At 73.0% G+C, this 21,051-nt stretch carries 12 protein-coding genes; 7 read left to right on the top strand and 5 right to left on the bottom strand.

The annotated features are described in order from the left end of the window. Positions 1–56 precede the first annotated feature (56 nt). From OOJ98_RS19130 to OOJ98_RS19100, 7 genes are all read left to right on the top strand, one after another. Positions 57–11,348, top strand: coding sequence for an amino acid adenylation domain-containing protein (locus tag OOJ98_RS19130; RefSeq protein ID WP_267056125.1), 11,292 nt, complete (start codon positions 57–59; stop codon positions 11,346–11,348). After that, on the top strand, positions 11,345–12,196 hold the full coding sequence (locus OOJ98_RS19125) for an ABC transporter permease (RefSeq protein ID WP_267056124.1): 852 nt from the start codon (positions 11,345–11,347) through the stop codon (positions 12,194–12,196). The genes OOJ98_RS19130 and OOJ98_RS19125 overlap by 4 nt, the downstream gene beginning before the upstream one ends. A gap of 25 nt (positions 12,197–12,221) precedes the next feature. Beyond that, the gene (locus OOJ98_RS19120; RefSeq protein WP_267056122.1) at positions 12,222–13,463 is read left to right on the top strand and encodes a cytochrome P450; all 1,242 of its coding nucleotides are present in this window, start codon (positions 12,222–12,224) and stop codon (positions 13,461–13,463) included. Between the two features lie 193 nt (positions 13,464–13,656). Beyond that, the gene (locus OOJ98_RS19115) at positions 13,657–13,890 is read left to right on the top strand and encodes a hypothetical protein (RefSeq protein WP_267056121.1); all 234 of its coding nucleotides are present in this window, start codon (positions 13,657–13,659) and stop codon (positions 13,888–13,890) included. Positions 13,891–13,995: 105 nt separating this feature from the next. Further along, on the top strand, positions 13,996–14,214 hold the full coding sequence (locus tag OOJ98_RS19110) for an MbtH family protein (RefSeq protein WP_267056120.1): 219 nt from the start codon (positions 13,996–13,998) through the stop codon (positions 14,212–14,214). A gap of 43 nt (positions 14,215–14,257) precedes the next feature. Then, the gene (locus OOJ98_RS19105) at positions 14,258–15,190 is read left to right on the top strand and encodes an ATP-binding cassette domain-containing protein (RefSeq protein ID WP_267056117.1); all 933 of its coding nucleotides are present in this window, start codon (positions 14,258–14,260) and stop codon (positions 15,188–15,190) included. Between the two features lie 39 nt (positions 15,191–15,229). Next, positions 15,230–16,258, top strand: a complete 1,029-nt coding sequence (locus OOJ98_RS19100) for a helix-turn-helix transcriptional regulator (RefSeq protein ID WP_267056116.1) — start codon at positions 15,230–15,232, stop codon at positions 16,256–16,258. Positions 16,259–16,345: 87 nt separating this feature from the next. On the opposite strand, the gene OOJ98_RS19095 is transcribed toward OOJ98_RS19100, so the two are convergent. The 5 genes from OOJ98_RS19095 to OOJ98_RS19075 are packed head-to-tail and all read right to left on the bottom strand — an operon-like array spanning position 16,346 to position 21,033. Further along, positions 16,346–18,895 carry an FtsX-like permease family protein gene (locus tag OOJ98_RS19095; RefSeq protein WP_267056115.1) on the bottom strand — a complete coding sequence of 850 codons (2,550 nt, stop codon included), beginning with the start codon at positions 18,893–18,895 and terminating at the stop codon, positions 16,346–16,348. Beyond that, positions 18,892–19,692 (bottom strand): ABC transporter ATP-binding protein, encoded by an 801-nt coding sequence (locus OOJ98_RS19090; protein WP_267056114.1) that lies wholly within the window; start codon positions 19,690–19,692, stop codon positions 18,892–18,894. The genes OOJ98_RS19095 and OOJ98_RS19090 overlap by 4 nt, the downstream gene beginning before the upstream one ends. Further along, positions 19,689–20,477, bottom strand: a complete 789-nt coding sequence (locus tag OOJ98_RS19085; protein ID WP_267056112.1) for a sensor domain-containing protein — start codon at positions 20,475–20,477, stop codon at positions 19,689–19,691. The genes OOJ98_RS19090 and OOJ98_RS19085 overlap by 4 nt, the downstream gene beginning before the upstream one ends. Further along, positions 20,474–20,707, bottom strand: a complete 234-nt coding sequence (locus OOJ98_RS19080) for a hypothetical protein (protein ID WP_267056111.1) — start codon at positions 20,705–20,707, stop codon at positions 20,474–20,476. Before OOJ98_RS19080 ends, OOJ98_RS19085 begins: the two co-directional genes overlap by 4 nt. After that, entirely contained in the window at positions 20,704–21,033 is a 330-nt protein-coding gene (locus OOJ98_RS19075; RefSeq protein WP_267056109.1) for a winged helix-turn-helix domain-containing protein, read from the bottom strand. Before OOJ98_RS19075 ends, OOJ98_RS19080 begins: the two co-directional genes overlap by 4 nt. Between the last annotated feature and the right edge of the window lie 18 nt (positions 21,034–21,051).

Below are 21,051 nucleotides of genomic sequence, written 5' to 3'. Positions count from 1 at the left end.
GCGGCTTTCTCGATGATCGACGGTGTGCACTCGGTGACCTTCGCTAGGGGATTGCTATGACTCATGTTCAGACGGGCGGCCTGCCCCTCACCGCTGGCCAGAAGGACATCTGGTTCGACGAGAAGCTCTCCGGCGGAGGCGCGACGTACAACACCGCCATCTACTGGGACATCCGCGGGCCGCTGGACCGGGCGCTGTTCCGGGCGGCACTCGTGCGCCTCGTGGAGGAGTCCGAGTGCCTGCGGCTGCGCTTCACCGAAGTGGACGGCGAGCCGCGGCAGTTCGTGGAGCCGCTCGGCGAGCTTCCGCTGACCGTCACCGATGTCAGCACCGCCGACGACCCGGCCGCCGCGGCTCTCGCCGCCATCCACGCCGATCTGCGGATCCCCCTGCCGACCACCGCGGTCCCCGCGGTGCCGCTGTTCCGGCTGAGCGTCTTCACCCTCGCCGAGGACCGCACGTTCTTCTGCCTGCTCAACCACCACCTCGTATCGGACGGCTTCAGCTACGTCATCTACTGGCAGCGGCTCTCCGCGATCTACGAGGCGATGCTGGCCGGCACCCCCCTCGACGAGGACCGCTTCCCGCCGCTCAGCACGCTCGTCGAGGCCGAGGCCGCCTACACCGGCTCCCCGCGCATGGAGCGTGACCGCGCCTACTGGGAGAAGGAGCTCGCCGACCACCCGGCGCCGCTCAGCCTCGCCACCCGTGACGTGGACCCGGCGCAGACCTTCCTGCGCGAGGCGACCGTGCTGCCCGAGTCGATCGCCGAGCGGATGCGCTCCGTGGGCTGGGACGCCCGCGTGACCTGGCAGACCGTGCTCGTCGCCGCGCTCGGCGCGTACGCGGGACGGCTCAAGGGCACCGACGACGTCCTGCTGTCGCTGCCCGTCACCGCGCGGGTGGGCGGCGCCATGCAGAACATCCCGGGCATGGTCGTCAACTACCTGCCGCTGCGGCTCGCGCTGCGGCCCGCGATGACGCGGGGCGAGCTGCTCGCCACCACCTACAAGGCGTTCTCGCAGGGGCTCAAGCACCAGCGGTACCGAGTGAGCCGGATCCGGCGCGCGATGGGTCTGCCCAGCGACGACCGCAGGCCCTTCGGCCCGTTCATCAACATGATGCCGCAGGTCGAGGAGTTGCGGATCGGTCCGTGCGCCGCGACCATCCTCAGCCCCTCCACCGGTCTCGTCGACGACCTGGAATTCACCGTCGCCGACAAGGGCGCCGACGGGATCGGCGTCGACCTCAGCGGCAACGAGGCCCGCTACACACCGGACGACGTCCGCGGTCACCTGACCCGCTTCGTCGCCTACCTCGACCGGTTCCTCGACGCGGGCGCCGACGAACCGCTCTCCTCCCTCGGCCTGTTCTCGGCCGGCGAGGAGGCGGAACTGACCGCCGCCCTGACCGGACCCGCGCGCCAGGAGCCCTACCTGGGCGTCGTGGAGCGGGTGCGGGCGCACGCCGCCGAGCGGCCCGACGCGGTCGCGGTCACCGACGACGGCGGAAGCCTCACCTACGCCGAACTCGTCGGCCGGGCCTCGGCCGTCTCCCGGCACCTCGCCGATGACGGCCTCGTGGCCGTGGTGAGCGAGCCGGGCCGGGACTTCGTCACCGCGGAACTCGCCGTGCTCGGGGCCGGCGGAGCCTTCCTGCCGCTCGACCCGCGCGCCCCGCTCGCCCGGCTGACGCAGCTCCTCAAGGACAGCGGCGCCGTCCGGATCCTCGCCGACACCACCCACCGCGCGTCGGCCGAGCGCGCCGCCGCGGCCACCGGTTCCGCGCTGCCGGTGCACGTGCTCGACGGCGCGCGGGACGGCGCGGACACCCTGGCGCCCGTGGCGGGCGGCCCCCTCGACCTGGCCTACGTGATCTACACCTCGGGCTCCACCGGCAAGCCCAAGGGCGCCATGGTGCAGCGCGGCGGCCTCGTCAACCACCTGCTCGCCAAGGTCGAGGAGCTGGCGCTCGACGCCTCCGACGCGCTCGTCCACAACGCGCCCGTCACCTTCGACGTCTCCGTATGGCAGTCCCTCGCCACGCTGCTCGTCGGCGGCCGGGTCCGGGCCGTCGCGCGCGCCGACGCCGCCGACCCCGAGGCCCTGTTCGGTGTGATCGCGGCCGAGCGGCTGACCGTCCTCGAAGTGGTGCCCTCGCTCCTGCGGGCGACCCTCGACGTGTGGGACGCCTCCGGCGGCGGACCCGCCCTGCCGGCGCTGCGCTGGATGATCTCCAACGGAGAGGCGCTCCCCGCCGAGCTGTGTGCCCGCTGGTTCGCCCGCCATCCCGGCGTCCCGCTCGCCAACGTGTACGGCCCGACCGAGTGCTCGGACGACGTCACCCACGGCTACGCGTACGCCGCGGCCGAGGTGAGCGGCGCCTCCATGCCGATCGGCCGTCCGCTGCGCGACACCCGCCTCTACGTCCTGGGCGACGACCTGCGTCCGGTGCCGCGCGGTGTCCCGGGCGAGCTGCACATCGCCGGCGCGGGCGTCGGACGCGGCTACCTCGGCGACCCGGCCCGCACCGCCACCACGTTCGTGCCCGACCCGTTCGCGGGCGACGGCTCCCGCATGTACCGCACCGGCGACCAGGTGGTGCTGCTCGCCGACGGTCAGCTCGTCTTCGGTGGCCGGCGCGACCACCAGGTCAAGATCCGCGGCCAGCGCATCGAACTGGGCGAGGTCGAGGCGGCGCTGCGCGCGCTGCCCGGCGTCGCGGACGCGGCGGCCGCCGCCGTCGCGGACCCGGCCGGCAACCACCGCCTGATCGGCTACGTGGTGGCCACGGCGGGCGCCCCCTGCGACACCGTCGCGCTGCGGGAGCGGCTCGGCACCGTCCTGCCCGAACAGATGGTGCCCGCCGTCCTGTTGACCCTGGACCGGATGCCGCTCACCGCGCACGGCAAGGTGGACCGCAAGGCGCTGCCCGCCCCCCAGTTCGCGGTGACGGCCGCCGGGCGCACCGCGAGCACCCCGCAGGAGGAGACGCTGTGCCGGGTGCTCGCCGAGGTGCTCGGCGTGGACCGCATCGGCGTCGACGACAGCTTCTTCGCGCTGGGCGGCGACAGCATCAGCGCCATCCAGGTGGTGGGCCGGGCCCGCGCCGCGGGGCTCCTCATCACCTCGCGCGACGTCTTCCAGCACCGCACGCCGGCCGCCATCGCGACCGTCGCCCGGCCGGCCGGACAGCCCGCGGCGGGCGCCGGTGACGGCGTGGCCGACGGGGTCGGCGCGCTCGAACTCACTCCGGTCATCGACCAGTTGCGCGAGGACCTCGCCGGTTCGCCGGAGACGGCAGCGCAGTTCGCCCAGTACGTCACGGTCACCCTTCCCGCCGGCGCGGCCGGCGACCGGGCCCGGCTGGAGCGCGCCCTCCAGGCGGTGCTCGACCGGCACGACGCGCTGCGCATCCGGCTCACCTCGCCGGTCGCGGGCCTGTGGTCGCTGGAGACGCTGCCGCAGGGCGCGATATCCGCAGCAGCCGTCCTGAGCCGGGTCGAATCCGCTCCGGGCGCGGACCGCGACGCGGTGCTCGCCGAGCAGATCACGGCGGCGCGGGAGCGGCTTCGCCCCGCGGACGGGCTGCTGGTCCAGGCGGTGGTCCTCGACGAGAGCGAGGGCGGCGGCGCGGACGGCGGCAACGGCGACCGCGGCCCCGGCCGGCTGCTCCTGGTGATCCACCACCTCGCCGTGGACGGCGTGTCCTGGCGGATCCTGCTGCCCGATCTGGAAGCCGCGTGGCAGGGTGCGCAGCCCGCCCCCGTCGCCACGTCCTTCCGGCGCTGGGCCACCACCCTCTCCGAGCAGGCCCGCACCCCGCGCCGTGTCGCCGAACTCCCCTTGTGGAACGAGCAGTTGGACGGCGCTTCGATCGAACTCGGCACGCGTCCGCTCGACCCGGCCCGCGATGTGCACGCCGCCGCGGGCCGGCTGCGGCTCGAACTGCCCACCGAGCAGAGCGCCGCGGTGCTCGGCCGGGTGCCCGACGCCTTCCACGCCGAGGTCAACGAGGTGCTCCTCACCGGCTTCGCGCTGGCCCTCGCCCACCGCGGCGGCGGCTCCCGCGCCCTGGTGGAGCTGGAGGGCCACGGCCGCGAACAGCTCGCCGACGGGCTCGACCTGTCCCGTACGGTCGGCTGGTTCACCAGCGTCTTCCCCGTCGGGCTCGACGTGGGCGAGCCGGACTGGGAGCAGGTGTGGAACGGCACGAACGCCGTGGGCGCCGCCCTCAAGCGGGTCAAGGAGACGCTGCGCGCGCTGCCCGACCACGGCATCGGGCACGGCCTGCTGCGCCATCTCAACCCGCAGACCTCCGCGGTGCTCGCCCGCGCGGCCACCCCCCGGATCGGCTTCAACTACCTGGGCCGGTTCGCCACCGGCTCCGCCCGGGGCGACTGGGCGATGGAGGCGGGAGCCTTCGGCCTCACCGCCGCACCCGGCTCCCCGCTGCGCCACGCCCTCGAACTGGTCGCGACGACCGAGGACCGCGCCGAGGGGCCGGTCCTGGTCGCCGAGTGGACCTGGGCCGGCGGCCTGCTCGCGGAGGCCGACGTCCGCGGGATCGCGGACGACTGGTTCCGCGCGCTCACGGCGCTCGCCGCGCACGCCGAACGCCCCGAGGCGGGCGGGCGCACCCCGTCCGACTTCCCGCTGGTGCCGCTCACCCAGCAGGAGATCGAGGCGTACGAGCGTGACATCGAGGGGCTCGATGACATCCTGCCGCTCTCGCCGCTCCAGCGCGGCCTGCTCTTCCAGGCCGAGTTCGACCAGCAGGGCATGGACGCGTACACGCTCCAGGTGACGATGGACATCGACGGTCCGCTCGACCGCTCCGCCCTGCGCGCGGCCGCCACGGCACTGCTCGACCGCAACCCCAGCCTCCGGGCGTGCTTCCGCGAGCGCGACGAGGGCGACCCGGTCCAGCTGATCTCCTCGGCCGTCGAGCTCGCCTGGACGGAGGTCGACCTCAGGCAGTTCGCCTCGGGGCGCCCCGAGGCGGAGGTCGACGCCGAGGTGCGGCGGCGCACGGAAGAGGAGTGGCTCGACCGCTTCGACGTGACCGTCGCGCCCCTGACCCGCTTCACCGTCTACCGCGTCGACGAGCGTCGCCACCGTGTGGTGTGGACCGCCCACCACATGCTGGTGGACGGCTGGTCGCTCTCCGCGGTCCTCGCCGAGGAGCTGGTCACCCTGTGGGCCAACGGGGGTGACAGCACGGCCCTCGCGCCGGTCGTCCCGCTGCGCGGCTATCTGGAGTGGTCGGCCGCGCAGGACAAGGCGGCGGCGCGCGAGGCCTGGCAGAAGGAGCTCGCCGGCATCGACGAGCCCACCCGGCTCGGCCCCGCCGACCGCCCGCGCGTCTCGGTGCTGCCCGGCTCCCGCTCCCTGGACCTGCCCGAGGCGCTGACCGGGGCGGTCACCGCCTGGGCGACCTCCCGGGGCCTGACGATGAGCACGGTCATGCAGGGGTCGTGGGCGCTCGCCCTCGGCCGGCTGACCGGGCGCCGGGACGTCACGTTCGGCGCGGTCGTCTCGGGCCGCTCCGAGGAGGTGCCCGGCATCGAGCAGACGGTGGGCTCCTTCCTCAGCACCCTCCCGGTGCGCGTCGCCCTCACCCCCGCGCTGACCTTCGAGGAGATGCTGCACACCCTCCAGGAGCGTCAGCTCGACCTGGAGCCGCACCAGCACCTCGGGCTCGCGGAGGTCCAGCAGGGCGCCGGGATCGGCGAACTCTTCGACACCGTGGTCTCCTTCCACAACTATCCGACCGGCGCCCTCGACCACATCGGCGAGCGCGTGCCGGGGCTGAGCATGCGTGCCTGGGAAGCCCGGGTCATCGCCGAATACCCCTTCGCGCTCAATGTGTTCCCGGGCAGCCGGATGCGCCTCGAAGCGCAGTACCGCCCGGACATCTTCGCCGCCGGCGAGGTCGACGAGATCCTGCGGCGCTTCGTGCGCGTCCTGGAGCAGCTCGCCGCCTCCCCCACCACCTCGCTCGGCCGGTTCGACGCGCTCGGCGACGACGAGCGCGGCCTGCTGCTCGGCGACTGGTCGGGGGCGGCCGGCGCCAAGGAGTCGTCCGGCGAGCTGACCACCAGGGTCTTCGAGGCCCGCGCCGCCCGCACCCCCCGCAAGACGGCCGTGTCACTCGGCTCCGAAGAGGTCACGTACGCGGAACTCAACGGGCGCGCCAACCGGTTGGCCCGGCTCCTCGTCGAGCGCGGCATCGGCCCCGAGCAGACCGTCGCGGTGATGCTGCCGCGCTCCCCCGAGGTGATCGTGGCGGCGCTCGCGGTACTCAAGACGGGCGCCGGGTATCTGCCGGTGGACTCCGCCTACCCCGTGGACCGCATCTCCTACATGCTGGCGGACGCCCGTCCGACGGCGGTGCTCACCGACGTCTCGACGCGCCAACGCCTCGACGAGGTAGCGGAGTTGGCGGCAGAGCCGCTCGTCCTCGACGCGCCCGGCACCGTACAGCGGCTGGCCGCGCTCGGGGCCGCCGACCTCACCGACGCCGACCGGACGGGCCCGCTGCGCCCGGAGCACCCGGCGTACGTGATCTACACCTCGGGCTCCACCGGGCGGCCCAAGGGAGTCGTGGTGGCCCACACCGGGCTGCTCTCGATGGTCGACAGCCTCGTCGAGCGTTTCGGCCTCGACGAGGAGACCCGAGTCCTTCAGTTCGCCTCGTTCAGCTTCGACGCCTCCGTCTGGGAGATCATGCTGGCGCTGCTCACCGGCGGCACGCTGGTGATCGCGGACGAGGAGTGCCGGGCGCCGGGGCAGCCGCTGGTCGACCTGATCAACACCGCTCGCGTCAACCTCGCCGGCCTGCCGCCGGTCGTGGTGGGCGGGCTGCCCGAGGGCAGCACGCTCCCCGCCGACCTGCGCCTCGCGGTGGCCGGCGAGGCGGTTCCGGCGAGCGTCGTCGAGCGCTGGTCGTCGGCGGTGCGGCTCTACAACGGCTACGGCCCGACCGAGGCCGTGGTGAGCTCCACCGTCGGCGGCCCGCTGACGGAGACCGGCCGGCCGCCGATCGGCCGCCCGACCAACGCCCACCGCGTGTACGTCCTCGACCACCACCTGCGGCCCACCCCGCGCGGGGTGGTCGGCGAGCTGTACGTGAGCGGCGGTCTGGCCCGCGGCTATCTGGGCCGACCCGACCTGACCGCGCAGCGCTTCGTCGCCGACCCCTACGGCCCGGCGGGCGCCCGGATGTACCGCACCGGCGACCTGGTGCGGTGGCTGCCGGACGGACAGCTCGACTACCAGGGCCGCGCCGACGACCAGGTGCAGCTGCGCGGCTTCCGCATCGAACTCGGCGAGATCTCCACGGCGTTGCTGGCGCTGGCCGGCGTCGAGCAGGCCGCCGTGGTCGTCTCCGAGAGCGGGGACGGCGACCGCCGCCTGGTGGCGTACGTCGTGGTGAGCGAACCCGCGGTCGCCGAGGGCCTGCGCGAGCAGCTCGGCCGGTCGATGCCCGAGTACATGGTGCCGTCGGCGGTGGTCGCGCTCGACGCCCTGCCGCTCACCGCGCAGGGCAAGCTCGACCGCAAGGCGCTGCCCGCGCCGGACCTCGGGCACACCCTGAAGGGGCGTGCGCCGCGCACCCCGGTCGAGGAGATCCTCTGCGGCCTGTTCGCGGACATCCTCGGCGTCGCCCAGGTCTCCATCGACGACGACTTCTTCGAGATCGGCGGCCACTCACTGCTGGCGACGCGGCTGGTCAGCAGGGCCCGCGGCGCCCTCGGTGTGGAGCTGCCGATCCGGGCGCTCTTCGAGGCGCGGACGGTGGTCGCGCTCGCCGGTCATGTCGAGTCGGCGGACCGGGCGAGGCCCCCGCTCGTGCCCGCGCCGAAGGACGCCACCCCGGTGCTGTCCTTCGCCCAGCAGCAGCAGTGGTTCATCAACCGCAGCCAGGAGCACACCGACGGCACGTACAACACCCCGATGGCGTTCCGCCTCACCGGCACCCTCAACGAGGCGGCGCTGCAAGAGGCGTTGAACGACCTGGTGGAGCGGCACGAGGTGCTGCGGACGGTGCTTCCGGAGAGCGACGGGGTGCCGTCGGTGCGGGTCCTCGACGCCGTGGCGGGCGCCCCGGTGCTGCGGACGCGGACGGTGTCGGCGGCGAAGCTGGAGGCCGCGCTGCTCGCCGAGGGCGACATCGGCTTCGACCTGAGGTCCCAGACCCCGCTGCGGGCCCGGCTGTTCGCGGTCGGCGTCGACGAGTGGGTCCTGGTGCTCGTCCTCCACCACATCGTCTTCGACGGCTGGTCGATCGCGCCGATGCTCGGCGATCTGGCCGCCGCCTACCGGGCCAGGTGCGACGGCCGGGCGCCGCGGTGGACCCCGCTGCCCGTGCAGTACGCCGACTTCGCGCTCTGGCAGCGCACGCTGCTCGGCTCGGCCGACGACCCGGACAGCCTCGCCGCGGAGCAGGTCGCCTTCTGGCGGGACGCGCTGGCGGGCGCACCCGGTGAGCTGGCGCTGCCCACCGACTTCGCGCGCCCCGAGGCGAGCACGTCCTCGGGCGACATGGTGATGTTCGAGCTGGAGTCCGGCCTGCACGCCGCCCTGACCGAGCTCGCGCGCCGGACCGGCACCACCGAGTTCATCGTCTTCCAGGCCGCGCTGTGCGCCCTGCTGACCAGGCTGGGCGCCGGCACCGACATTCCGGTGGGCTCCCCCATCGCGGGGCGCACCGACGAGGCCCTCAACGACCTCGTGGGGATGTTCATCAACTCCCTGGTGCTGCGCGGCGACACCAGCGGCGACCCGACCTTCCGTGAGCTCCTCGAACGGATCAGGGAGACCAACCTGGCGGCCTACTCCCACCAGGACATCCCCTTCGACCAGGTGGTCGAGGCGCTCAGGCCGGCCCGCTCGCGGAGTCTGCACCCGCTGTTCCAGGTGATGCTCAGCGTGCAGAACCAGGGCAACCTGCCCCTCGACCTGCCGGGCCTGAGTGTCCGGCCCGAGTACGTGGGTTCCGACCGCGCCAAGCTCGACCTGATGCTGGAGCTGCTGCCGTGGCCCGGCGGTGGCGGCGTCCGGGGCCTGCTCAGCTTCAGCACCGACCTGTTCACCCGGGCCACCGCCGAGCGCATGGCCGAGCAGTTCCAGCGGGTGCTGCGGGAGGTGGTCGCCGATCCCGAGCTGCGCCTGAGCGGCCTCGACCTGCTCACCGACGACGAGCGGGAGCAGGTACTGCGCGGCTGGAACGACACCGCGCACGAACTGCCCGCCGCGACCCTCACCGACCTGTTCGCGGCGCGGGTGGCCGCCACCCCCGACGCGCCGGCCACCGGCAGCGGGGCCAAGGCGCTCACCTACGCCCAACTGGACGCACGGGCCGATCAGTTGGCGCGCCATCTCATCGCACAGGGCGCCGGTCCGGACCGGATCGTCGCCCTCGCGGTGCCGCGCGCCCCGGAGCAGACGCTCGCGGTGCTCGCGGTGCTCAAGTCGGGTGCGGCGTACGTGCCGGTCGCGGCGGACGAGCCGGTCGGGCGGATCAAGGCGCTGTTCGCCGAGACCGACCCGCTGTGCGTCCTGACGACCGCGGGGCTCGCGAGCAGGCTGCGCAGCACCGGCGTCACCGCGGTGGTGCTCGACGCTCCCGAGGTACGGGGCGGTCCGTCCGCGCCGGTCACCGACGCGGACCGCGCGGCTCCCCTGCTGCCCGCGCACGCGGCCTATGTGATCCGGGGCGACGACGCGGCGGGCCGGCCTCGCGGCACGGTCGTCGAGCACCGGGCGGCCGCCGCCCACCTCGCGTGGGCGCTCGCGCACGGGGAGACGGCGGCGGCCGGGCTCTTCGGGCCGCTGCTCTCGGGGGCCGGGGTACGGGCCACGGAGCCGCCGGCCGCCGACTGGCCGACTCCGCGGACGTACGCGCCGGGCAAGGCGGTGTGGAACACCCAGCTGTACGTCCTCGACGAATGGCTCGCGCCCGTTCCGCCGGGGGTGGTGGGCGAGGTGTACACCGGCGGTGCCACGCTGGCGCGCGGCTACGCCGGTGCGCCCGGCGCGACCGCCGAGCACTTCGTGGCGAACCCCTACGGTCCGGCGGGCTCGCGGCTGCTGCGGACCGGGCAGCGGGCGAAGTGGGGCACCGACGGCGAGCTGCTGGCCCCGGAGGCGCCACCGGCCCCTGCCGAGCCCGGCGCGACGGCGGCCGAGCGGCCCGCCGGGCCGGCGGCCGCGACCGGGGTCGAGGAGACGCTGTGCGCGATCGTCGCCCAGGTGCTGGGCCGTGACGGGTTCGACGTCGAGGAGAACTTCTTCGACACCTCGATGACGAGCATGAAGTCGCTGCGTCTGGTGGCGCTCGCCCGCAAGGCCGGGGTGGAGATCACCATCGCGGACGTCTTCGAGCACCAGACGGTCCGGGCGCTCGCGGCCGTCGCGGGGCAGGCCACGGCCGCCGCCGAGGAAGCCCCCGCACGCCGCCGGAGCACCCAGATCATGGCCGACGCCCTGGAGGAGACCGGCGCCCTGGAGTACGCCGACCCGTACGGCACCGTGCTGTGCATGAAGCCGACGGGCAGCCGCCCACCGGTGTTCTGCCTGCACAGCGGCGTCGGGTTCGCGCTCTCCTACCTGCCGCTCGTGCGTCACCTCGGCGCCGAGCACCCCGTGTACGGCATCCAGTCGCCGTACGTGGTGGCGGGCGCGCCGCTGCCGACGAGCATCGAGGAGACCGCGGCCGAGTACATCGAGCTGATCAGGAAGGTGCGGCCCGAGGGCCCGTACCACCTGCTCGGCTGGTCGCTCGGCGGCCTCCTCGCCTATGAGATCGCCGTACAGCTGCGTGCGGCGGGCGACGAGGTCGGCCTGCTCGCCAACCTCGACTCCTACCCGCGCACCGCGGCGGACGAGAACCGGCCCGATCCGGACCAACAGGCCATGCTCGCCTGGCTGTTGGAGGGCATCGGCCACGACCGCTCCGAGTTCGGCGCCCGCGCGCTGAGCGTCGGGGACGTCATCGACACACTGCGGCACGACAACAGTCCGCTGGCTCAGATGGGTGAGGAGCGCATGGCCCGCATGGTCGATCTGATGGCCAACCACCAGGTACTGCACCGGCATTACACGCCCCGGGACCTCGACACCACGATGCGGCTCTTCGTCGCGGGGCAGGCGGACCCGGTCCCGGGCGAGAGCGACCCCGCCGAGCGGTGGAAGCCGTACTTCAGCGGCACGCTCGACGTGCACCGCGTCGACTCCGACCACGACGACCTGCTCAACCCCGGCCCCCTGGCCCAGATCGGCCCGGCCATCGCGGCCGAGCTCGAGCGCCACCACCTCGACCGGGACGGACGTGGACAGCGATGACCACCCTCACCAACCCCGCCACGACGGGCCTCGGCGCGGAGCTGCCGAGCGCCCCGGGCGGTCTGCGCTCGGCCCTGTCCGAGATGTTCGCGATCACCGGCCGGCGGCTGCTGCACCTGCGCCGGGCGCCCGGCCGGGTCCTCGGGGTCGCGATGAGCCCCCTGGTCTCGATGGTCATGGTCGGCTATCTGTTCCGGGACGCCATCGCCCTGCCGGCGGGCGGCGACTACGGCGAGTACGTCTTCGCCGGCGGCGCGGTCCAGGTGGCGCTCGCTTGCGTCGGACCGACCGCCGTGTCGGTGGCGATGGACCTCCAGGGCGGCCTGGTCGACCGGTTCAGATCGCTGCCCATCAGCCGCTCCGCGGTGCTCTTCGCCCACACCTTCGCCGACCTCCTGGTGGGGCTGCTCGGTCTGGTCGTCGTCACCGGCGCGGGGCTCGCGCTCGGCTGGCGGCCGCACACCGACGCCCTCTCCGTGCTGGCCGGGTTCGGCCTGATCGTGGTCCTGACCTACGTGATGCTGTGGCTCGGCGTGCTGTTCGCGATGACGCTGGGCAGCGTCGAGACGATCAACGTGTGGACGCCGTTCATCGTCATCGTGCTGCCGTTCGTCTCCAGCGCCTTCCTCTCCCCCGACTCGATGCCCGCCCTGGTCCGCCCGCTCGCCGAGTGGAACCCGATCAGCGCCGTCATCGCGTCCTGCCGCGACCTGTGGGGCAACCCCGCCACTACCGGCGACAGCTTCCCCGCCCAGCATCCCGGGGTGGTGATCGTGGTCACCCTCGGCGTGCTGTTCGCGGCCTGTTTCACCGTGAGCCTGCGCCGCTACCGCACCGCCGGTTCCTGACCGCCCCATCCCGGAAGGAGACACCATGACCACTGCTCAGGAGCAGCGCGCCGTACCGGATCCGAGCACCGTCGACCTCACCGACCCGCAGACGTTCCTCGACGTCGACCCGAAGGCGATGTGGCGCCGTTACCGCGAGGAGAGCCCGGTCCACTGGCAGCCGGTGAGCGGCAGCAACATGCCCGGTTTCTGGGCCGTCACCAAGTACGCCGACGTGGTGGACATCTACCGCAACAACAAGGACTTCACCTCCGAGCGGGGCAACGTCCTGGTGACGCTGTTGCAGGGCGAGGACTCGGCGTCGCGCAAGATGCTGGCCGTCACCGACGGCCCGCGGCACCGCGAGATCCGCAATCTGATGCTCAAGTCGTTCTCGCCCCGGGTCCTGGAACCCGTCGTGGCGGGCATTCACCGGCGCACCCGCGAACTGGTCGAACAGGCCCTGCGGCTGGGCTCGTTGGACTTCGTGACCGATGTCGCCGACCACATCCCGATCAACACGATCGGCGACCTGATGGACATCCCGGCCGGCGACCGGGAGCGGCTCGTGGAGTGGAACACCCAGACGCTGTCGCGGCACAGCTCCGAGGACAGCGCGCTCGACGAGGTGATGGCCCGCAACGAGATCCTGCTCTACTTCTCCGAGCTCGCCGCCGAGCGGCGCAGGCACCCCGGCGAGGACGTCATCTCGGCCCTCGCGACGGCCACCGTGGACGGCAAGCCGCTCTCCGAGGACGAGATCGTCTTCAACTGCTACAGCCTCATCCTCGGCGGCGACGAGTCGAGCCGCATGTCGTCCATCGGCGGCCTCATCGCCTTCAGCGAGCACCCCGAGCAGTGGCGCAGGCTGAAGGCGGGCGAGGTGGGCGCGGACAGCGCCACCGAGGAGGTGATGCGGTGGACCACGCCGGCCATGCACTTCGGCCGCCGCGCCCTGGTGGATGTCCCGGTGCGCGACCAGGTGATCAAGGCCGGTGACGTGGTGACGCTGTGGAACAGCTCGGCCAACTTCGACGAGGACGTCTTCCCCGATCCCGACACGTTCGACATCGCCCGTACGCCCAACAAGCACGTCGCGTTCGGCCACGGCCCGCACTTCTGCCTCGGCGCCTTCCTCGGCCGCGTCCATGTGAACGCCATGGTCGAGGCGCTCCGTACACGGGTCGCACACATCCAACTCCAGGGCCCGCCGCAGCGGTTGTACTCGAACTTCGTGTACGGCTACAGCGGCCTGCCCGTCGAGCTCACCCCCGAGCCGGCCGTCTGACCCCCCTCGACGGCCCACGCCGGCAGCCCGTCCCGTCCCCCTTCGCGGGGGGCCGGGCGGGCTGTCGGCGTTCCCGGCGGGGCCGGGCGGCGGCTGACAACCGCCTGACGTGGAGCCGACCTGTCCGCGAACCTGGATACGATCCTTGAGGCCACGGGTACGAAGGACTCAACGAACCTAAGGGGAAGCCCACATGACCGGCGCTGTCATCGCCATTGCCATCGTTTTGATCGTCATCGGCGGGATAACGGCGAGTGTGGTCGCGTACTTCAGACTCCAGCGCCACCGCGCCGACGCCGTCGCCATGGCCGAATACCGCAGGCTCGCCGACGAGGCGGTCGCCAACCAGGAGGTCCTGCAAGGCCAGTTGGCCGAGCTCAACGACCGCGTCAAGTCCGTCGAGTCCCTGCTGCGCAGCGTCGACTGACGCCCGCGCGGAGCTGTCAGCTCCGCGTCAGCGGACGCCGGAAGCATGCAGGCACGGGCCGTGGGGCCCGTGCCTCCATACGACTCGGATACCGGAGTTCGCGACGTGTCGAATCCTTTTGATGACCAGGACGGAACCTTTCTCGTACTGGTGAACGACGAAGGCCAGCACTCCCTCTGGCCCGCCTTCGCCGAGCAGCCCGCCGGCTGGACCGTGGCGCTCGCCGAGGGCCCGCGCGACGCCGCCCTCGCCTTCATCGAGGAGCACTGGACCGATATGCGGCCGCGCAGTCTGCGCGAGGCCGCCGAAGCCCGGGTTTCTTGAGTATCCGTCGGTTCGCCCGCAGGCCGGAGGAACAACAGTGAGCATGGCGATTCAGGCGGATGGGCTGCGCAAGCGGTACAAGCAGCACGAAGCGCTCAGCGGTGTCGACCTCGCAGTCCCCAGCGGCACGGTGTTCGGTCTCCTCGGCCCCAACGGGGCCGGCAAGACCACCACGGTGCGCATGCTGGCGACCCTCAACGAGCCCGACGGCGGGCGCGCCGAGGTGGCGGGGTTCGACGTGGTGCGCCAGCCGCACGAGGTGCGGCGGCGGATCGGTCTCGCCGGCCAGTACGCGGCGGTGGACGAACTCCTCACCGGGCGGGAGAACCTCGTCCTCATCGGCCGGCTGCTGCACCTGGGCGGGCGGGCGGCGCGCGAGCGTGCCACCCGGCTGCTCTCCCGGTTCGACCTCACCGAAGCGGCGGACCGCCCCGCCCACACCTACTCGGGCGGCATGCGCCGGCGCCTCGACCTGGCGGTCTGCCTGGTCACCACGCCGTCGGTGCTCTTCCTCGACGAGCCCACCACGGGCCTCGACCCGGTCAGCCGGATGGCGCTGTGGAACGCGGTCCGCGAACTCGTCGCGGACGGCGTCACCGTCCTGCTGACCACGCAGTACCTGGACGAGGCGGACGCCCTCGCCGACCGGATCGCCGTGGTCGACACAGGCCGGGTCATCGCCGAGGGCACCCCGGACGAGCTCAAGCGCAAGGTCGGTGACGAGCGCCTCGAAGTGGAGGTGGCGCGCCCGGACGAGGTCTCCGCGGCGGTCACCGCGCTGCGCCGGACGTCGGCGGACGAACCCTCCGTCGACCTGGAGCGGCGCCTGGTCTCGATCGCGCTCGGCGACGGAATGACCGGCATCGCCAACGCGGCCACCGCACTGCGCGAAGAGGGCGTGGAGGTGGTCGATTTCGCGCTGCGCAGGCCCACCCTGGACGACGTCTTCGTGACGCTCACCGGCCAGTCGGCCTGAACGGTTTCCTTGCAAACGAGCTTATTTACGGGGGCAGTTATGCAAAGAATTCACTTCACCGCTGCCGATATAGCCAAGACGAGACTGAAGACGAGCGCCGGTCCCCTCATCGAAACGGCGTTCGCCCACGGTCTGCTCGGCAAGGGCGTCCCGCCGGCGTACGCGCGCTGGCGCAAGCAGGTCGCCAAGCGGCTGCCGTCGTGGCCCCGGCTGCGATCGGGTGGCGTCAGCCTCGTCAACGACCCCGAGGCGCTCCTGGATCTGATCGAGCACGACGGGAGCGAGGGCGGCCCCGGCGGTGACACCGCCGACGCGGCCGGCCAGGACGCCCTGGTGGCCCAGTTGTCCGCGTACCGGGAGGCGGCCGGTCTCTCCGAGGTCTGGCAGGCCGCGATCGCACCGTACTGGGACCACATGGAGGCCTACCTCCAGGTCGAGTGCGAGGCCCGCGGACGGGTGGTGATGGCCGGCGGCGTGGGACTGCTGCTCGCCACGCTGCACCCGAAGATCAAGTGGCGCTCGCAGGTCCTGGAGATCCCCGGCGGCCCCGACGAGGACGTCTTCCTCGACCGCCGCGGCCTGGTCCTGACCCCGTCCGTGTTCCTCAACCACCGCCCGGCGCAGCTCACCGGCAAGCGCAGCGAGGGCGGCGAGCTGGTGCTCGCCTTCGCCGCGCCGCCGGACGTGCAGCGGGCGGCCAACCTGTGGGACGAGCCCGACGACAGCGCCCAGTCGCTCGGCGCTCTGGTCGGCCAGACCCGGGCCGCCGCGCTGCGGGTGCTGCGCGCCACGTGCACCACGAGCCAGTTGGCCCACCGGCTCGGCATCTCCGCGGCCGGCGCGAGCCAGCACACGACGGTGCTGCGCCAGACCGGCCTCATCACCACCCGCCGCATCCGCAACACGGTGCTGCACACGGTCACCCCGCTGGGCCTCGCCCTCCTCGACGGTCTGCCCGCCCGCTCCACCGCGGAGCGGGTGCCCGCGCAGGGCTCGCCCCCCGAGATGTGGCGGCACGCCCTGGACGCCATCCCCCAGCAGGCACAGGTCGCGCAGGCCGCCTACTGACGTACGGGCGCCACTTCCCCCGCGCACGCCCATCCCCGGCCACGGTCTTCCGTGGCCGGGGATGCGTCGTTCCTCACGCGGTCCGCGTCACTCGCGCAGGCCCACCATCGCGCCGGGCCGGCTGCGCAGGACGAGCGCGGCCGAGATCAGGGTGGTGACCAGGGTCAGGACGAAGGCGGCGACCACCACCGTGGCGAAGATCCACGGTGAGCCCTCCGGGACGGGCGAGCCGAGGACGCTCTCGCTCAGCGGCACCAGGGTCAGCACCGCGACCAGCGACCCGAGGACCAGGCCCGCGACCGCCACGAGGATGGCCTCCACCGTCATCATGCGCAGCACCTGCCGCCGGGTGGCCCCGATGAGCCGTTGCAGCATGAACTCGCGGCGCCGCTCGGTGGTGGCCAGGACCTGCGTGTTGACCAGGGCGATCGTGGCGTACGCGACGACCACGCCGAGCACCAGATAGGCCATCCAGGCCTGGGTGTCGTCCTCGCTCTGGTGCACCGCGCTCACCATGGCACGGGGCAGCACGCTCAGGCCCGGGTGCTGCTGGGCGAGGGCCGACAGGTTCTGGACGAGCCGGGCGGGGTCGGTGCCCTGCTGCGCGGTCACCGTGATCTGCGGGACGAGTCCGGCGTCGGTGTGCTGGACCAGCAGCGACGCGGGGAGCAGCGCGGTCTCGTAGCCGCGGCGCGCGTCCACCGTCGCCACCAGCTTGAGGGAGGCCTCCGCACCGTCGCCGAACCGCATCGGGACCTGGTCGCCGAGGTGGAACCCGCCCGCCTCGGAGGCCGGGAGCGCGACGGTGTCGCCGTGCAGCTCGTCGAGGCTGCCGCTCGTGGCGTGGAAGGCGGTGGTGCCGGCCACGCCCTCGGCGGTGACGCCCTGCATCGGCATCTCGGTGGGCTCGAAGTCGCCCTCGTCGATCTCGGACTGCGACGGCGGCGTCTTGGGCTCCAGGTATCCGAGGCTGGAGATCTGGGCGGAGGCGGCCGCCACTCCGGGCTGCTTCCTGATGGTGTCCACCATGGACAGCGGGAGGCCGCCGGAGACCGAGGTGACCGCGAGGTCGGCCCGCATGTTGTCGCTGAACGCCTGCTGCGAGCCGCTCGACTGGGTGGTCTGGAGGTAGATGAGCGCGGTGGCGAGGCCGGTGGCGAGCATGACGGGCATGACCGCTCCGGCCATCCGCCCGATCCGCGCCTTGGCGTTGAGCGTGGCGAGGCGTCCGGCGAGTCCGGTCAGGGCCCGCAGCGGCCAGCGGAGTACGGCCGTGATCACCTTGGCGAGCCCGGGTCCGAGCAGTCCGAACCCGGCGGTCCACAGCATCGCGGCCGGGGTCGCGGTGCTGCCGGCCATGGGGCCCGACATGTTCGCGGTGACCAGGGCGAGCGCGGTGCCGCCGCCGAGGAAGAGCAGCGCGAAGGCGAGCCGCGGGACGCTGACCCACTTGCGTTGCAGGGAGGCCTCGGCGAGTGCCTCGGTCGGCCGGGTGCGGGCCGCGCCGCGGGCGGAGATGAAGGCCGCGCCGAGCGCGGTGAGCAGGGCCGCGCCCACGCCGGTCACCATCGGGATCCACCCGGCGCGGTAGGCCAGGGCGTCGGGCACCACGTCGCCGCGGGCGAACGCGGCGAGCAGCCATCTGCCGACGCGTGGGCCGGGGTAGCAGGCGAGGCCGGTGGCGATGACGGCGATGAACAGGGTCTCGCCGAGGATCAGCCGGCGCAGCTGTCCCGGTGTGGTGCCGATCGCCCGCAGCAGGGCCATTTCGCGCTGCCGCTGCTGGATGGAGAGCCCGGTGGTGCTGGACACCACGAACACGGTGACCATGGCGGAGAGCCCGCCGAACACCGAGGCCAGGGTGACCAGTTTGGTGCCGTCGGTGATGATCGAGGGGTTCTCGGCCCAGCCGCGCCTGTCCCCGGTCAGGACGGAGACCGGGCTACCTTCGGCCGCCTTCTTGATCGCGGCGACGACCTGGCCGCGGTCGGCTCCGGGCGTGGTGAGCACGCCGATGGTGTCGAGCTTGCCCGGCCGCGCCGCGACCTGGGCGGCGAGCGGGTCGGAGAGGAAGAGGGTGTCGCTCTCACCGGTTCCGTCGGCGAGCCCGGCGACGGTGAGCGTCTTGGCGCCGCCGTGGACGAGGAGCTGGACACGCTGCCCGGCGCCGATGCCGGCCTTCGCGGCGAGCCTCGCGTCGAGGACGACCTGGCCGGGTCCGGTGGGCGCGGTGCCCGCGGTGAGCCGGTAGGGGCCGAGTTTGGCGGAGGACCAGCCGTGGCCGGTGACCTTGAGGGGCCCGGCCGCGGCGCCGTCGTGCGCCAGCGTGGCGTCGAAGGAGAGGTCCGGCACGGCGTCGGCCACGCCGGGCAGGGTCTTGATGGTGGTGGCGAGGGAGGCGTCGAGGGGGACGCGTTCGGTGAAGACGGTCTCGCCGTGGGTGCCGGGGTGGCTCTGGTCGCCGGTGACGACGATCGGCGCGGCGCCGAGCCGGCCGGGCGGTGCGGCGCTGCGCAGCCCGGTCTCGAAGAGGCCGCCGCAGCCGATCACGATGGCGGCGCCGAAGAACAGCGCGATGAACGAGGCGATGAAGCCGCCCTTGTGGAAGCGCAGGGTGCGCAGCGCGATGCGGATCATCGGGGCACCCCGTGTCCGGCGCGGACCGCGGCGGAGTCCTGGCCCCAGGCGCCGAGCCCCGTCATGCGTTCGGCGACCTGGTCGGCCGTGGGCCGGTCGAGGTGGCTGACGAACTGTCCGTCCGCGAGGAAGAGCACACGGTCGGCGTGGGAGGCGGCGACCGGGTCGTGGGTGACCATCACCATGGTCTGGCCGGCCTCGCGCACCGCTTCGCGCAGCAGCATCAGCACTTCGCGGGCGGCGTAGGTGTCGAGGGCGCCGGTCGGTTCGTCGCCGAAGATGACGGCGGGCTTGGTGATCAGGGCGCGGGCGATGGCGACGCGCTGCTGCTGGCCGCCGGAGAGCTCACCGGGGCGGCTGCCCCGCTTGTCCGCGAGGCCGACCCGTTCCAGGACCTCCTCGACCGCGGCCTTCTTGGGCCGGTGGCCGGCGAGCCGGAGCGGCAGGCCGACGTTGTCGAGGACGCTCAGCGCGGGGAGCAGGTTGAACGCCTGGAAGATGAAGCCGATCCGCTCGCGGCGCAGCTTGGTCAGCTCGCGTTCCTTGAGCGGCGTGAGGTCGACGCCGTCGAGCGACACCGTTCCCGAGGTCGGCCGGTCGAGTCCGGCCGCGCAGTGCAGGAAGGTGGACTTGCCGGACCCGGAGGGGCCCATCACCGCGGTGAAGGTGCCGCGCGGCAGGCCGAGGGTGACGCCGTCGAGGGCGGCCACCCGGTTCCTGGACCCGCCGTAGACCTTGCGTACGGATTCGAGCCGTACGACGTCCTGCCGGTACTGCGGGCTCGGCGTCCCCGTCATGAGCTGTGTCCTTCGCTGAGGGTGAGCCCGGGTGGCGGGCGGTTCGATACGAGCGCCAGGGGGCCGGGCTCGGTGAGGATCCGCTTGGCCCGCTCCAGCGGGTCCGGCGGCGGGCGGAGCAGGGTGTGGGCGACGGTCAGGTGCAGCCGGGCCGCCCCGACCACCAGGTAGGAGGCGTACAGGAGGACCGCGAGGCAGAGCACCGCGGTGAGGAGGGCGGCGGGCCAGCTGTCGATCCACAGGCCGGCATCGCCGTCGTCGGGCCCGCCCAGCCATACGCCCCGCACCGAACTTCCGTCGCTCTGCCGGGAGTTGATGCTCCAGAACCACAGCGGCAGGGAGACGCCGGCGAGGAGCCCGAGCCACACCACGAGCGCGAGGACGTCGAGCAGGAGCAGGAAGGGGAAGAGCAGGACCAGGCAGGCGATGTCGCGGAAGGTCACGGGGTCGCCGCAGCGCGCCTTGAACTGCCCCACCAGGCCCGGCTTCTCGGCTTCCCGGTAGGCGTACGGGACGGGCGCGTCCACGAGGACGGCGCGCCCCCGCTCGACCTGGGCGCAGCAGCGGACCACCCATGCCGAGCCGACGGTCAGCGCGACCGTGAGGGTGAGCTGCATGAAGACGAGGCCGGCCACGAGGGCGAGGGCACCGACCGCGAACAGGACCGGGCCTGCCACCAGATAGCTGGCCAGGTACCCGGTAGCGCGCCAGGGCGCGGCCGAGCGGAGCATCCGTAGCGGGTTGCGGTCGACGGGCAGCTTGCGGCCGTCCCTGAGCGCGATCATCCGACGCTCCGCAGCAGGTTCTCGATCGACTTCATCCGTTCGTCGAGCGCGCCGAGCTGCGCCTGGAGCGCCAGCTGGACACCGGGCAACTCCTCGGCCAGTTTGCGGAATTCGGCCATGGCGACCGCGTCGGCGCGATGGCGCAGCAGCCGGAAGTAGGCGACCACGCTGCCCGTGATCCCGCCCACGACGAGCAGGGTGATGGTGATGGTGATGACGGCGCCGGTCATGCCGCGGTCCCCTTCTTCATGTTGACGGGCCCTTCCGTGTCCTGGGCCATGGCCCCGACGATCGTGGCGAGATTGACGTGCAGGTCGAACGGTGCCAGCTCGAAGTACTTCAACGCCTTGCCGTCCGGGGAGAGTTCGAGGTTGCTCACGACCAGTTCGGCCTTCTCCAGGCGTTCCAGGTGCATGTAGAGCAGGGGCCTCGACATCTCCAGCCGGCGGGCCAGCTCGCTGACGTACAGCCTGCCGCCCGCGAGTTCGGCGATGGCGCGGAGCCGTTGCCGGTGGCCCACCGCGGCGAGAACTGCCAGCAGATCGTCGCTCGTCATGGTTCACCCTCTCCGTCA

Source organism: Streptomyces sp. NBC_00083, assembly GCF_026343295.1.
Classification (GTDB): Bacteria; Actinomycetota; Actinomycetes; order Streptomycetales; family Streptomycetaceae; genus Streptomyces.
This window is presented reverse-complemented; position numbering and strand designations above follow the sequence as displayed.

Bases quoted from the DNA above. Each gene is read 5' to 3' on its own strand.
- OOJ98_RS19100 (WP_267056116.1), top strand. From the start codon at position 15,230: ATGCAAAGAATTCACTTCACCGCTGCCGATATAGCCAAGACGAGACTG.
- OOJ98_RS19120 (WP_267056122.1), top strand. From the start codon at position 12,222: ATGACCACTGCTCAGGAGCAGCGCGCCGTACCGGATCCGAGCACCGTC.
- OOJ98_RS19080 (WP_267056111.1), bottom strand. From the start codon at position 20,707: ATGACCGGCGCCGTCATCACCATCACCATCACCCTGCTCGTCGTGGGC.
- OOJ98_RS19090 (WP_267056114.1), bottom strand. From the start codon at position 19,692: ATGACGGGGACGCCGAGCCCGCAGTACCGGCAGGACGTCGTACGGCTC.
- OOJ98_RS19095 (WP_267056115.1), bottom strand. From the start codon at position 18,895: ATGATCCGCATCGCGCTGCGCACCCTGCGCTTCCACAAGGGCGGCTTC.
- OOJ98_RS19115 (WP_267056121.1), top strand. From the start codon at position 13,657: ATGACCGGCGCTGTCATCGCCATTGCCATCGTTTTGATCGTCATCGGC.
- OOJ98_RS19130 (WP_267056125.1), top strand. From the start codon at position 57: ATGACTCATGTTCAGACGGGCGGCCTGCCCCTCACCGCTGGCCAGAAG.
- OOJ98_RS19075 (WP_267056109.1), bottom strand. From the start codon at position 21,033: ATGACGAGCGACGATCTGCTGGCAGTTCTCGCCGCGGTGGGCCACCGG.
- OOJ98_RS19085 (WP_267056112.1), bottom strand. From the start codon at position 20,477: ATGATCGCGCTCAGGGACGGCCGCAAGCTGCCCGTCGACCGCAACCCG.
- OOJ98_RS19105 (WP_267056117.1), top strand. From the start codon at position 14,258: ATGGCGATTCAGGCGGATGGGCTGCGCAAGCGGTACAAGCAGCACGAA.
- OOJ98_RS19125 (WP_267056124.1), top strand. From the start codon at position 11,345: ATGACCACCCTCACCAACCCCGCCACGACGGGCCTCGGCGCGGAGCTG.